This is a genomic window from Treponema primitia ZAS-2 (assembly GCF_000214375.1).
In the GTDB taxonomy this organism is placed as follows: Bacteria; Spirochaetota; Spirochaetia; order Treponematales; family Breznakiellaceae; genus Termitinema; species Termitinema primitia.
On record NC_015578.1, the window covers coordinates 3,955,920 to 3,969,023 of the forward strand.

The 13,104-nt window shown below is 54.9% G+C and carries 12 protein-coding genes; all 12 read right to left on the minus strand.

Going from position 1 to position 13,104, the window contains the following annotated elements; translation table 11 throughout:
* Positions 1 to 109 precede the first annotated feature (109 nt).
* Positions 110 to 907 carry a tryptophan synthase subunit alpha gene (gene trpA, locus TREPR_RS17195; protein WP_015709622.1) on the minus strand — a complete coding sequence of 266 codons (798 nt, stop codon included), beginning with the start codon at positions 905 to 907 and terminating at the stop codon, positions 110 to 112.
* Complete coding sequence (gene trpB, locus TREPR_RS17200) at positions 900 to 2,108, minus strand: tryptophan synthase subunit beta (RefSeq protein WP_015709623.1); 1,209 nt, start codon at positions 2,106 to 2,108, stop codon at positions 900 to 902. The genes trpA and trpB overlap by 8 nt, the downstream gene beginning before the upstream one ends.
* The gene (locus tag TREPR_RS17205; protein WP_041611284.1) at positions 2,105 to 2,848 is read right to left on the minus strand and encodes a phosphoribosylanthranilate isomerase; all 744 of its coding nucleotides are present in this window, start codon (positions 2,846 to 2,848) and stop codon (positions 2,105 to 2,107) included. The genes trpB and TREPR_RS17205 overlap by 4 nt, the downstream gene beginning before the upstream one ends.
* The gene (gene trpC, locus TREPR_RS17210) at positions 2,845 to 3,738 is read right to left on the minus strand and encodes an indole-3-glycerol phosphate synthase TrpC (RefSeq protein ID WP_015709624.1); all 894 of its coding nucleotides are present in this window, start codon (positions 3,736 to 3,738) and stop codon (positions 2,845 to 2,847) included. The genes TREPR_RS17205 and trpC overlap by 4 nt, the downstream gene beginning before the upstream one ends.
* Complete coding sequence (gene trpD / locus TREPR_RS17215) at positions 3,735 to 4,790, minus strand: anthranilate phosphoribosyltransferase (RefSeq protein ID WP_015709625.1); 1,056 nt, start codon at positions 4,788 to 4,790, stop codon at positions 3,735 to 3,737. The genes trpC and trpD overlap by 4 nt, the downstream gene beginning before the upstream one ends.
* Positions 4,783 to 5,358 carry an anthranilate synthase component II gene (locus tag TREPR_RS17220; RefSeq protein ID WP_015709626.1) on the minus strand — a complete coding sequence of 192 codons (576 nt, stop codon included), beginning with the start codon at positions 5,356 to 5,358 and terminating at the stop codon, positions 4,783 to 4,785. The genes trpD and TREPR_RS17220 overlap by 8 nt, the downstream gene beginning before the upstream one ends.
* Positions 5,355 to 6,863, minus strand: coding sequence for an anthranilate synthase component I family protein (locus TREPR_RS17225; RefSeq protein ID WP_015709627.1), 1,509 nt, complete (start codon positions 6,861 to 6,863; stop codon positions 5,355 to 5,357). The genes TREPR_RS17220 and TREPR_RS17225 overlap by 4 nt, the downstream gene beginning before the upstream one ends.
* A gap of 241 nt (positions 6,864 to 7,104) precedes the next feature.
* Positions 7,105 to 7,608 (minus strand): DUF2318 domain-containing protein, encoded by a 504-nt coding sequence (locus TREPR_RS17230; protein WP_201765749.1) that lies wholly within the window; start codon positions 7,606 to 7,608, stop codon positions 7,105 to 7,107.
* A gap of 164 nt (positions 7,609 to 7,772) precedes the next feature.
* The gene (locus tag TREPR_RS17235; RefSeq protein WP_015709629.1) at positions 7,773 to 9,356 is read right to left on the minus strand and encodes an urease accessory protein UreH domain-containing protein; all 1,584 of its coding nucleotides are present in this window, start codon (positions 9,354 to 9,356) and stop codon (positions 7,773 to 7,775) included.
* Between the two features lie 61 nt (positions 9,357 to 9,417).
* Positions 9,418 to 10,596 carry a TraB/GumN family protein gene (locus tag TREPR_RS17240; RefSeq protein WP_015709630.1) on the minus strand — a complete coding sequence of 393 codons (1,179 nt, stop codon included), beginning with the start codon at positions 10,594 to 10,596 and terminating at the stop codon, positions 9,418 to 9,420.
* Positions 10,593 to 11,651, minus strand: coding sequence for a DHH family phosphoesterase (locus TREPR_RS17245; protein ID WP_015709631.1), 1,059 nt, complete (start codon positions 11,649 to 11,651; stop codon positions 10,593 to 10,595). Before TREPR_RS17245 ends, TREPR_RS17240 begins: the two co-directional genes overlap by 4 nt.
* A gap of 1 nt (position 11,652) precedes the next feature.
* Positions 11,653 to 13,032, minus strand: a complete 1,380-nt coding sequence (locus tag TREPR_RS17250) for a tetratricopeptide repeat protein (protein WP_245534758.1) — start codon at positions 13,030 to 13,032, stop codon at positions 11,653 to 11,655.
* Between the last annotated feature and the right edge of the window lie 72 nt (positions 13,033 to 13,104).

Below are 13,104 nucleotides of genomic sequence, written 5' to 3' on the forward strand. Positions count from 1 at the left end.
CAACATACCCTGCGACTGCGGGGTATGTTGATTATTTTTTTATTAATTTAAGTTTGATATAAAAAGCATACTTCGTCAAGGATATTTTTCTCCGGAAAAATATCCTCCCTCATTCCCCGGCAACGGCGATTTTCATCCTCCTCACGTACTCGTAGACATGGTTACCCGCATCGGCGCCATGTTCCGCGATAATCTTAACAATAGCGCTCCCCACGATAACCCCATCGGCGATCTTCCCAATCTCAGCAGCCTGGGCAGGAGTGTGGATGCCAAAGCCCACTGCGACCGGTATCTTCGTGGTCTCCCGGAGCGCAGCAATAATGGAACCCAGGTCGGTCTTAATTTCACTCCGTACCCCGGTGACTCCCATGGACGACACCAGGTAGATATAACCTGTTGCCGCTTTGGCAATTTCCTTAATCCTCGCCTCAGAAGTAGGAGCGATAAGGGAGATGATATCCACACCGTATTTAGAGGCGGATTCCCGGACCTCAGGCTGTTCCTCAAAGGGCAGGTCAGGAATGATGATGCCGTCCAGGCCGGCGTCCCGGGCCCGCTTAAAGAAAGGGTCATAGCCATAATGGAATACCGGGTTCAGGTAAGTGAGAAAAACCAAGGGGACATCAGTTTTTGAGCGCAGGCTTTTTACCAGGCCGAATAGTTTTTCTACGGTAGCCCCGGCGGACAGGGCGCGGATATTGGCTTCCTGGATAACCGGACCTTCGGCAATGGGGTCCGAAAAGGGGACGCCGATTTCCACCAGGTCCGCCCCGGCCCGGATCATTTCCAGGACGAACTCTTCTGATTTTTCCATGCTTGGATCCCCGCCGGTTAAAAAACCGATAAAGGCAGACCGGGGCTTCCCTGAAGGGTCCTTCTGCTGAAAAGCCTTGTTAATATTACTCATTGATAGTCTCCCCGCGATATTTTGCTATTGCCGAAACGTCCTTGTCCCCCCGGCCAGAGAGGCAGATGATGATGTTCTCGTCCTTACCGATTTGGGGCGCCAATATCCTTGCGTGGGCCAGGGCGTGGGCGCTCTCTATGGCGCAGATGATCCCTTCAGTACGGGCCAGGTACTCAAAGGCGGACACAGCCGCTTCGTCGCTGACCGGCACGTACTGGGCACGGCCTGTGTCGTGAAGATGGGCGTGTTCCGGGCCTATCCCCGGATAGTCCAGCCCTGCGGAAATCGAATAGACCGGGGCTATCTGCCCCTCATCATTCTGGCAGAAGTAGGACTTCATGCCGTGGAATATTCCTACACTCCCCTTGGCTATGGTGGCCGCGTGTTTTGGGGTATCCACCCCATGTCCTGCAGCTTCGCAACCTATTAGTTTTACTGTTGCATCGGGAATAAAGTTATAGAACATACCGATAGCGTTACTCCCGCCACCCACACAGGCAACAACCGCTGCGGGAAGCTTTCCTTCTCGTTCAAGAATCTGCGACCGGGCTTCTTTGCTGATAACGCTTTGGAAGTCCCGCACTATAGTAGGAAAGGGATGGGGCCCCATGACGGAGCCCAGCACATAGTGGGTGTCCTGTACCCTGCCGACCCATTCACGCATGGTTTCGTTCACCGCATCCTTCAGGGTTTGTGTACCCGAGGTGACGGCATTTACCTTGGCGCCCAGAAGTTCCATGCGGTACACATTAAGCCGCTGCCTATCGGTGTCTTCCTTGCCCATGAAAATTTCACACTCCAGGCCCAGGAGGGCGGCCGCAGTAGCAGCAGCAACCCCATGCTGACCCGCACCGGTTTCGGCGATGATCCGGGTTTTGCCCATACGCTTTGCCAACAAGGCCTGGCCCAGAACGTTGTTAATCTTGTGGGAGCCGGTGTGGTTCATATCTTCCCGTTTCAGGTAGATCTTTGCTCCCCCCAGATCGGCGCTCATCTTTTCTGCGTAGTAAAGCATGGACGGTCGCCCTGCATAGTTTTTCAACAGGCCATCCAGTTCCGCTACAAAGTCGGGATCGTCTTTGTAGTGATTGTAGGCCTTTTCCAGGTTGATGATCTCGTTCATCAGGGTTTCCGGAATGTACTGCCCGCCGTATTCGCCGAATCTGCCTTTGCGCTGGAAACTTCGTTGCACATTGCTCATATATGGTTCCTCACAATTTTTACCAACCGGATCATCTTGTCCCGGTCCTTCACCCCATCGGTTTCCGCGCCGCTGGAAACATCGATCCCAAACGGCCCATACCTGACGGCTTCTTCTATATTATACTCATTAATGCCCCCCGCAAGGAAGAAGGGCGCGCCCAGGCTCTCCCGGAAAGCACCGTCACCAAGCACGGTCCAGTCAAAGGCCGTGCCGGTGCCCCCAGAACCCTGGTCCAGGAGTAGGTAGTCTGCGCTGCCAGCACCGGGATTCACGGCTGCGTCTTGCCTAGATCCGCCATCCGTGGCGAGCCTCGGGACCCTGCCGTCCGTAGCAGGATTACCCGCCGACTGGGTAAAAGCCGCAGCGCCGTCTATTCGCAGGGCTTTAATCACCGGGATTGGCCCAAAACCGGCCCTGACACCGGCAGTCTGCTTCCGCGACTTGCAACGGAGTTCCCCGCGCAGCGCTGCGATGTACTCCCGATCCTCGCCCCCATGGAGCTGGACGATATCGATCACCCCGGCCTGGTACAGGGCGGCAATTTCCTCAACCGGAGCATTCACAAACACCCCAACTGGTACAATATCGTCCCTCAATCGTGCCCTCAGTTGTGAAGCCTGTTCCAGGGAAACCTGGCGTTTACTTTTGGCAAACACAAAACCTATGTAATCGGGCCGAGCCTCATTGGCAAAATCAATGTCAGCTTCCCGAAAAAGGCCGCATATTTTTATCTTCATTGCCTATCCTTTGAAACCGGTTTCGTCTCCGCAGCAGCATCCCGGAGTTCCTTTAGATACCCCTTTTTGTCCGCTGCACGCATCAGGGTTTCCCCGATGAGTACCGCGTCGATTTGCTGTTCCTTTGTCAGGGTCCGTATATCCTCAGGTCCCCGGATACCGCTTTCAGAAACCGTGAGTATATCCTTGGGGATGAGTTTGCAGAGACGGCCGGTGACGGAAAGATCCACCTGGAAGGTTTTAAGGTCCCGGTTGTTTATCCCGACGATCCGGGCCCCAGCATCCAGGGCGGATCTTAGTTCATCTTCAGCATGGGTCTCTATCAGAGCGGAAAGGCCCACTGTATCTGCTATGGCAATATACTCACCGAGAGTTTTCGTGTCCAGGAGAGCACAGATTAGCAATACTGCGGAAGCTCCCAGAAGTTTTGCCTCGTATATCTGATAAGGATCAATGACAAAATCTTTCCGCAAAGCAGGAATCTGTACTGCGGTGGCTATCTCCCGGAGGTATTCATCCCTGCCTAAAAAATATTCCGGCTCGGTGAGCACCGAAACTGCTGCAGCTCCGGCGGCCTCGTAATCCCGAGCGATTTCCAGGTAGGGAAACTCTCCGGCGATAAGTCCCTTGGAGGGGGAGGCCTTTTTGACCTCACAGATAAATGAAAGCCCCGGTACAGACAGGGCCTGCTCAAAGGCGGGGTTCGCGGAAGGAGACAGCGCAGAAACCGCAGCGGACCGGGCGGAACTTTCCGGACCGGCGCCGGTAGCAGATGTTCGGAAGATCGCCGTCCGGGTCAGAGCCGCATCCCGCACCTGTTCGAGGGAACGCGCGACCTTGGCCTTTTCCACCCGAAGCCGGGTATGGGCGGCGATTTCGTCGAGGATCATACAAGCGCCTTGGCGGCATTTCCAGCGCCGGAAGGAGATGGAAAACTCCCCGCAGACAATGCTATGAACTGGTCCAATTGTTTCAGCGCCTTCCCACTGTCGATAATATTATTAGCGATACTAACCGCATCGGCTATGGAGACCTTGGGTCTGGCGATGTGGATCGCTGCCGCAGAGTTGAGCAGCACCGCATCCCGCTTGGGACCCGTTTCCCCGGACAGGATGGCCCGGGTAATTATGGCGTTATCGGCAGGAGTGCCGCCGACCAAATCTTCTTTTTTGCAGCGCTTAAACCCGAACTGTTCCGGCTCAATCACATAGGATTTAAATTCCCCATTCCGGACTTCACAAACACTGGTGGGGGCGCTCATGGAAATTTCGTCCAGCCCGTCCTGGCCGTAAACCACCAGGGCGCTCTTTACCCCCAGATTGGCCAGGACCCGGGCCATGGGCTCCGTAAGTTCTTCTTCATAAACCCCGAGCAATTCCATATTGGCCCCCGCTGGATTTACCAGGGGACCGAGGATATTGAAAATAGTTCTGATGCCCAACTCTTTCCGTACCGGAGCTACGTATTTCATGGAGAGGTGGTAGTTCTGGGCAAAGAGAAAACAGAGGCCGATGGTTTTTAAAAGGTGAAGGCTCTGTTCCGGGGGGACCGTGATATCCACCCCCAGGGCTTCCAGCACATCCGCAGCCCCGGATTTGCTGGAAGCCGCACGGTTGCCGTGTTTGGCCACCGGTATCCCCGCAGCGGAGATCACCAGGGCAGAGGTTGTCGAAATATTGAAGGAATTGGATTTATCACCCCCGGTTCCCACAATCTCAAGCACATCCATGTCGTGGAGTATCCTGATGCAGTGCTTCCGCATACCCGCGGCAGAGGCGGTGATCTCATCAATGGTTTCGCCCTTCACCGCCATGGCGGTAAGGAAGGCGGCCATCTGGATATCGCTGGCCTTGCCCCCCATGATCTCGTCCATCACCACCTCGGCCATTTCGTAATTGAGATTTTCCCGGTTCGCGGCTTTTATGATCGCCTCTTTAATCATTGCGTACTCCTAAAAAATTGCTTAGTATCTTTTTCCCCTGGGGGGTCAAAATAGATTCAGGGTGAAACTGCACGCCGTACACCGGGTATTCCCGGTGCTGTACCGCCATGACTTCTCCATCATCAGTGGAGGCAATAACCCGGAGTTCCGCAGGAATAGTGTTTATATCCGCGGCCAGGGAATGGTAACGGGCCCCCTGGATGGTCTTGTCCAGACCTGCAAAAAGGGGGCTATCTGTGTCCACGGTGATCATCGAAGACTTGCCGTGCATCAGGGTTTTTGCATAGCCCACCACCGCGCCGAAGACCTCGCAGATGGCCTGATGACCCAGGCATACCCCCAGGATGGGAATTTGCACCCCAAGGGCGGATATAACCTTTTCACAGATTCCGGCGTCTACAGGCCGACCTGGTCCGGGAGAAATCACGATATGGCTGGGCCTGAGAACTATGATGTCCGCTACGGCCATTTCATCGTTTCGGATCACCCGGATATCGGGATTGATGGTCCCGATAAGCTGGTAGAGATTATAGGAAAAACTATCGTAATTATCAATAAGTAAAATCATAATCTGTGCCCGCCTTTGGAAGGATGAACATCCTCTGTGGTCAGTGATTGTGCTTCTTCCAAAGCGTTCAGCACCCCCTGCATCTTGTTCCCGCATTCCTGATATTCATTTTCAGGGATGCTGTCCGCCACGATACCTGCGCCAGACCGGACAAAGACCTTGCCATTTTTCTTAAAGGCGATGCGGATGGCTATGCAGGTGTCCATATCCCCGTTAAAAGCGAGGTAACCGATGGCCCCGCCGTAGATACCCCGCTTGTTGTTTTCCAGTTCATTAATGATCTCGCAGGCCCGGATCTTGGGCGCCCCCGATAGGGTCCCAGCGGGAAGCACCGCCTCCACTGCGTCTATCCCGGTTTTGCCCTCCTGAATAGAACTTCTCACCGTGGACCCCAGGTGCATCACATGGGAAAATCGTTCTACCGAAAGGTAGCGTTCCAGCATCACGGACCCGAAGCGGCTGATCTTCCCCAGATCATTCCGTCCCAGGTCCACCAGCATATTGTGTTCCGCCAGTTCCTTGGGATCCGTGAGGAGCTCCCGTTCCAGGCTTATGTCTTCGTCTTCCGTAGCGCCCCGGGGCCGGGTCCCGGCCAGAGGAAAGGTGAGGAGTTCTCCCTTTTGCAGTTTTACTAAGGTCTCCGGAGAAGCCCCGGCGATCTCAAAGCCCGCATCGTCACTGGAAAAGTAGAACATATAGGGCGAAGGGTTCCGCTCCCGGAGTATACGGTAGGTGTCAAAGAGGCTGCCCTCAACATCCGCCTCCAGCCGGTTGGATAACACCACCTGAAAAATGTCCCCTTCACGGATATACTCCTTGGCCCGCCGGACCATGGCACAGTACTGTACCTTATCAAAGAGGGGCCGGAAAGGGGAGAGGATTTTGAGGGGCTTTATTTCAGCAGGCTTCCCGACATCTATGATCCGGGCCAGGTTTTCCAGTTCCGTCACCGCCCGGTTGTAGTTTTCCTCCGCGCCGGTTTTCATGTTCACCATGAGGATGATGGTGTTTTCCAGGTGATCGTAGGCGATTATTTTATCGAAGAGCATCAGGTCTACATCCTTAAAATGCTCTTGATCCGCGACGTCGAGTTTCAGTCCCGGCTCGCTGTACTTGATATAATCGTAAGAAAAGTACCCCACCAGCCCGCCGGTAAAGGGGGGAAGGTAGGGGAACCGAGGGCTCCGGTTTTCTTCTATGATTTGATTAATATTGGCCCCGGGGTTTTTTACGGTCATGGTAATGTGGGTTCCGTTTTTTATGCTCAGGTTCCCGTTGGTACAGGTGATCTCCAGCTTGGGATCGTAGCCCAGGAAGGTGTACCGGCCATGCCGGTTTGGATCTTCCAGGCTTTCCAGGATAAAGCACTGGCGGCTCAGGTTCTTGATGATCCTGAAGGTTTCCACCGGGGTGCGTTCCCCTGCGGGCAAGGTCAGGGATACCGGGATGGTCCTGAATTCTTTGGTGAGGTTTTTTACTTCCTCCGGGCTTGGCCGGCAGTTCATGTTTTCCTTCCTTTTTACGTTTCTTTATATAGAAACGATAATGTTACTTTATATAGAAACATGAGGCATGTCAAGAGGATTTTGGGAAATTTATCTTAAAATTTGATTTTATTTAGGGGCTACAGTAAAATAGCTACCTCCAGGTGGCAGTACCTGGACACTGAGGTAGCGGATATCCCATTTATCAGCCTTAGGCAATGAGGAGAGAGGGAGGAGAAAGTTCTCCATCCCTCTCATTCCTTCACCGCCATTTGGCAAATATCCCCTTCGCCTTTACCAGAAAATCTTTTGAAATAGTAATTTTTTCGCTGTCCACGGTCTTGTACTGGGGGAAAATCGGGACCGGATTGCAGCCCCCGGAGGACACCTCAACACGGCCCATGGTGAACCGGTTGCCACAGTTCTGGCAAACCAGGGCATTCCCCGACTGCTTGTAGTAGCCCCGGCCAGAGGCGTAGCAAACCTGGCAGGTATTAAAAGCGGTGCGGAAGGTACCGTCCGGCGCCTTTACCGCCAGGACCTCCATCTGCACCCCCTCAATCACCACGGGGTAAAACTGGGCGGTTGCGGAAAGGTCCCCCAAGGGAATAACCAGATCCTGATCCACCACCGCACTGTGGGCCTGAACGCCGCTGCTGCTCTGGGCACCCCCGGCACGCTGGGCTGAAACCTGAACCTGCGCCACCAGTAAAAACGCGGTGACAAACAGGGCCGACAGTATCCATAAGGACTTACGATTATTCATTTTTTTCTCCATCTTCTTTTTCATAGTAGCATCTCCATAATAATTATTTATTAGCATTCTTGTTTTTTCCCCGGTTCATAAAAACCGAGGCTATCACAATTACCAGTACCGGCAATAAACAGTGCCAATGGCTCAATAGAAATTCCATCCATTCCTCCTTTTACTCAGTTTCCCGATTCCCCGTCCGGGGCTTCCCCGGAATTTTCGCTGAAAAACTCTGCCTCAAACAGGGCCCAGAAATCTTCATCGTCCATGTCTTCAAAATCTCCAAATCCCTCAAGTTCCGATTCGTCAAAGTAAAACTCATCCTCAGCCGCTTCAGCAGCAAGCGCCGCAGCCTTGGCAGCATCTGCATCTACCCCGCTTTCCAGCACCGTAATACTGCTGCGTATCATCCCCATCCAGCAACTGTACCGGAACACCCCGGCCTTCTCCGGCGTAAATTCCACCACATTATCCCCCGCAGTAAACCTGTGCTCAATGCCGTATTCGGGGACGATCATCCGGTTATTGCAGCCGTTGATGCTCCCCGGGGGGGCGTCGATGGTCCACTTCACCGGAACTCCCGCCTGCACCACGATGGGCTTGTAGCGCCCGCTCTCCAGGGTGGTATTCACCAGCTGGAAACCATTCTCCATACGGATATCCGGTCCCCCCACAGTTGGCGCAGCATTCCTATCGGCTATCAAGTCAAAGGGGCTGGTAAAGCCCGAAAGGCTCCAGCCGTTGGAAAACATGATCAGCCCAAGCACCGCCACCAGCACTGCCCCCAGGGTCATCACGGTTTTGGTAAACTTTTTGCTCAGCAGGGAACTCAGGGCACCCAGGCCGAACATCAGGGGCACGGTCCCCAGGCAGAAGATCAGCATGGAAAGCCCGCCCTGCACCGGGCTCCCGGTGGAGAGGGCGTAAAGCTGCATGGCCTGCAGGGGACCGCAGGGCATGAGCCCGTTCAAAAGCCCCACATAGAAAGGGCTGTTATTTCGCCCCTTTTCCGCATCAATACGGCGGGCAAACACCTTCGGCATCCGGGGGGTAAATTTCCGCAGCCACGGGAAGATATCCAGCATGGTTATCCCCATGATAAGCATGAAAACACCTGCGGCGATCTGCACCAGCCCCTTCATGGCCCCGGAAAAACTGATCACCGACCCCAGGGCGCCCACTATGATCCCCACGACGGTATAGGAAATTACCCTGCCCAGGTTGTACAAAAGCCCGGGCCGTAATGCAGCGCCCCCAGCAGCACGGGAAGCTTTGCCGGAAGCACTCCCCGCGCCTGATTCAGTCGGAGAAGGGGTTCCCGGAATACACTGGGAAAGGTTGATCCCCCCGCACATGGCAATGCAATGAACCGAGGTAATAAGCCCGATGACAAAAAGCGCTCCGTAGCCCATCCCGGCCTCAGCCAAGGGGAAGGCGTTAACCAGGGCTGTAAACCCCAGGTTCCGGATCACAAAAAAGAGGGCGGCAATGATGATGAGAAACCCAACAGCGCGGTTCAGGTTACGGTTCGCCGGCCCGTTACCGGCACGCACCTGGTAATCGAGCTTTTCAATGATAGCCGTAATTTCCTGGATGGTGATGGTTTCCGTATGGTAGCTAACCACCGCAGCACCGGCATTGTAATCCACCTCGGCTTTCACAATCCCCGGCGAACCCCGGAGGGTTTTTTCAATCTTGTTCTGGCAATGCACGCAGGTCATCCCGTCAATGCGCAGCCGTTGGGTTTTAACGCCGGTCTCCATGAGGATAAGGATATACCGAAACTATGTGGAAATTATGAAGGATCTTTGAAAAATACTTCTTTTACTTAACCAACAACCCCGCCAGGGAGGGGATGGAGATAAAATTCCCCGCCATTCCCCCCAGGGAAGAAAGGAGAAACACCAGAAGGGCCCGGGTTATCCGATTCCGGTAAATACCCTTCAGACTGGAAACATCTTCAGAAATGGTTTCGGCATCACTGACCCGGGGTTTCCGCATGGTAGCCTCGGTAATACCAGAGAAAAGTCCCACCCCAATAAAGGGGTTGATGGTGGCAATGGGGGCGCCCACAAAGGACACCAGTATTGACAGTGGGTGGCCCAGGGCGAGGAGAGTCCCCACTGCGGCCAGAGACCCGTTCCAGAGCACCCAGCGGATCAGCATGGCAAGGCTGACCCCGGCGCCGGCCCGGAAAAATCCCAGGGCGATAATGGCAACAATAATGAGAGGGATGATCCACCCAGCAGCTTTGGAAAGGATGGACGGCGCCGGAATACTGTCCAGTTCCGCCACATCGGCGCTTTCCCCACCGGCGGCTATCCGTTCCAGGTGGGCCTTGATCCCCATCAGGTGCCCTGCCCCAACCACGGCGACCTGCTTGGCCGACCCGCCAGCCCAGATTTTCGCCGCCAGGTACTGGTCCCGCTCATCAATGAGGGTCTCCTTTACCCCGGGCAGATAGTCCGCCAGTTCGGCCATCATGCCGTCCAGCTCGCTGCGGTTTTTCAGGCCCTCGATTTCCGCTTCGCTCATTTTTTCCGTGGTAAAGGCACTGGAAACCAGGGAGGCCAGGAGTTTGCTTTTGCTCCAGAAACCGCAGTGCGCCCAAGCCCGACGGAGGGTGAGCTGCACCTCCCGGTCGCAGAAAATATAAGGGATACCTAATTCTTCAGCAGTATCAATGGCGGCTTTCATCTCATCTCCGGGCTTTACCCCCAGTTCCTGCCCCATACGGCGCTGGAAACCCGAGAGCACCAGGTTTGCCATCAATAGAAACCCCTTGCCCTCCCGGAACACCTTGGCTACGTTCAGCTTTTCCCAGGAATCCTTCTCGGTCATGGCGGTATAGCGGCCCGAGTCCAGCTCAACGCAAACCTGATCCGGTTTTTCTTCCCGGATGACCCCGGCCACTTCATCAATGCTGTCTTTGGAAACATGGGCGGTGCCGATTAATATAATTTCTCTGCCCGGAAGATTCACCGTGATGTTAGTATCCTTCATGAAGGCTCCTTTATTGCGTTAAGAAAGCGCTCGAACAATTCGTCGTCGCTTATTTCAGTGGAAGCGGACAGGAGGCCCCCGGCCATATAGTCATGGCCGCCCCCTTCGCCGATATCCTTGAGGGCGGTGCGGATCACCCGGGCAGCGGAAACCTCCGGCAGCTGGCTCCGCACCGACACGGGCCGTATCTCTCCCTTGTTCTCCACCAGCACGGTGATGGAAATTTCCCGAAGCCGCAGAAAAAAATCCGCCAGGATGGAAATCACCTCCTGGGTGGTATCCTCAGAAATTACCGTAAAGAAAAGCCCTTCCTGTATCCGGGCATTGGCGATGGCCAGTTGCAGGGAATTCAGGTCTTTCTTGGAAAGGGCGGTCTTTACCACCCGGGACCCGTACTCCCAGTCGGCGGTAAAAAAGATCCGGTGCAGGGCGTCCAGGTCGGCCGGGTGTACCCGGCGGGAAAGGAAATCCGTATCCATCTGGATTCCCATGAGCAGGGCAGTGGCAGTAACCCGGTCGGGACTCAGGCCCAGTTCATGCCAGTAGCTTTCGATAATTGAAGAACAGGAACCACTATCCGTGCGGATGTCCACAAAGGGGCAGTCCGGGGTTTCAGAATTACCATGATGGTCAATTACCCCGAACAGTTTTTCTGTTATCTGCCGGGCATTGGTGTTGGTGGGGTTCCCGTCCACTAAAACGCAGGGAACCTGGCGCCATTCTTCGCTGACTTTGCCAGTAACCTGGGTAATGGGAACCGCCAGTTGAGAAATCATAGACCAGAGTGAATAGCTACGAATAATGCCCCGGTACAGAAGCTTGGGGGTAAAACCATAACGCTCCAGAAGCTGACTGAGGGCAAAGGCAGAGGCCACCGCGTCATGATCCGGAAAATCATGGGTTTGAATCACCACCCGCCTTTGGGGGGTCTCCGCAGAATCGCCGCTCCCCGCAGAAAAGCGGTCCGAAAGGCGGCAGGATTCCTCCAAAAGACTGAGGAACCTGGTAAAACTGGCCCCGGAACTCAATTCCGGCGGCTCCACTGATTTATCCATATCAATTGACCTTCAGGTTCCGTTCATCTACGATCCACTCGTTAAGCCGCCACTCGATAATGGAACGCTGCTCTAACTCATAGACCTGGGCGTAATACCGGTTTGCCAAACTTGTATTGCCCCGGACATCGTAAAAACCTGCCAGATAGTACAACATCCGGGCCTTTGCAACCGGATCTTTTTCCCGGTCAATCCGCGCCGCAACATCACTGTCCCCGCTCAGATCGTGGTAAAGCCTGAGCATATACCACTCCAGGCTTTCCCGCTCCACCTTGCGCAGGGCCTGTTCCAAAAACTGCTTGGGATCCGTTACCCGGCCCGCCCGCATCCAGCACAAGGAAGCCAACAGGGCGTAGGAAGTTTCCGGCGTCTGCTTATAGGCTTCCATGAAAGCATCCCGAGCTTCCGCCCAGAGGCCCCGACGCATTTTCTGAACCCCAAGTCCCTCATAGGCAAAGTAGTACTCCGGCTTAAGCTTGACCAGGACCCCGTAATCCCGCTCCGCCCCCTCGTAGTCCCCTAGTTCGTCCTTAATGCCGGCACTGTACACATAGGCAATGAATACCTCCGGGTCCATGGCAATGGCCCGGTTAAATTCCGGAAGGGCTTCCTGCTTGCGGTCCAAATCCACCAGGGTCATCCCCCGGTCCACGGCGATCCAGTAATCCTGCCCATTAAGCCGCTTTGCCCGATCCAGATCCTTCAAGGCATCGTCATAAAACCCTGCACCCCGATACAGCCGGGCCCGCTCGCTGAAGGGGACAGACCACCGGGGGTAGAGGGTAATAGCCTTGTTCAGCAGGGACTCGGACTCCTTGGGTTTCCGCTGGGACCGGTAGACCCCGGCCCGGCCGACCAGGGCGTCCCCATTATTGGGTTCCGCCGCCAAGGCCCGGTCAAAGTAGGACGCCGCATTTGTCAGGGAATTGCCCTGGAAAGCTATCGTTCCAAGAGCACAAAGGGCCTGCACGTGCTTGGGATCTATTGTAAGTATCTTCTCCAAAAGCGCCCTCTGTTCCCGTGCCTTACCCTGGGCGCTTTCCAGGGTGGCAAGCACAAAAAGGGCCTCCGTATTAGTGGGCTCTTTAAGGAGTATTTCATCCGCAATAGCCCGGGCGTCCCCCATACGGCCTGCGGAACTTAAAACCGAAGCCCTTAAAAGGCGGATCCCCGTAGAAGCGGCGTCTTCAGGTTCAAGCCGGTCAAAACAGGCCAATGCGCCGTCATAGTCCCCCTGGCTGAGAAATTCCGCCACCGCAGACAGTATGGCCTGAAGGCTCCCCTCAGGCGCCGCCAATGGCGCCAATGGCGCCGGCGGCGCAGGTGGCGCTTCCGGGACAGGTTCCCCGGAAGGTACCGGAGCTTCCGGGGCAGGCGCCACCGGTATAGCACCGGGTTCCGAGCGGGAAGCACAAGAGAATATAAACGGAATAGTGATTAACAGCAAGAAAAA

Excerpts from the sequence above, each read along its gene's own strand:
- trpA (WP_015709622.1), bottom strand. The coding sequence starts at position 907 with ATGAGTAATATTAACAAGGCTTTTCAGCAGAAGGACCCTTCAGGGAAG.
- trpB (WP_015709623.1), bottom strand. The coding sequence starts at position 2,108 with ATGAGCAATGTGCAACGAAGTTTCCAGCGCAAAGGCAGATTCGGCGAA.
- TREPR_RS17205 (WP_041611284.1), bottom strand. The coding sequence starts at position 2,848 with ATGAAGATAAAAATATGCGGCCTTTTTCGGGAAGCTGACATTGATTTT.
- trpC (WP_015709624.1), bottom strand. The coding sequence starts at position 3,738 with ATGATCCTCGACGAAATCGCCGCCCATACCCGGCTTCGGGTGGAAAAG.
- trpD (WP_015709625.1), bottom strand. The coding sequence starts at position 4,790 with ATGATTAAAGAGGCGATCATAAAAGCCGCGAACCGGGAAAATCTCAAT.
- TREPR_RS17220 (WP_015709626.1), bottom strand. The coding sequence starts at position 5,358 with ATGATTTTACTTATTGATAATTACGATAGTTTTTCCTATAATCTCTAC.
- TREPR_RS17225 (WP_015709627.1), bottom strand. The coding sequence starts at position 6,863 with ATGAACTGCCGGCCAAGCCCGGAGGAAGTAAAAAACCTCACCAAAGAA.
- TREPR_RS17230 (WP_201765749.1), bottom strand. The coding sequence starts at position 7,608 with ATGAATAATCGTAAGTCCTTATGGATACTGTCGGCCCTGTTTGTCACC.
- TREPR_RS17235 (WP_015709629.1), bottom strand. The coding sequence starts at position 9,356 with ATGGAGACCGGCGTTAAAACCCAACGGCTGCGCATTGACGGGATGACC.
- TREPR_RS17240 (WP_015709630.1), bottom strand. The coding sequence starts at position 10,596 with ATGAAGGATACTAACATCACGGTGAATCTTCCGGGCAGAGAAATTATA.
- TREPR_RS17245 (WP_015709631.1), bottom strand. The coding sequence starts at position 11,651 with ATGGATAAATCAGTGGAGCCGCCGGAATTGAGTTCCGGGGCCAGTTTT.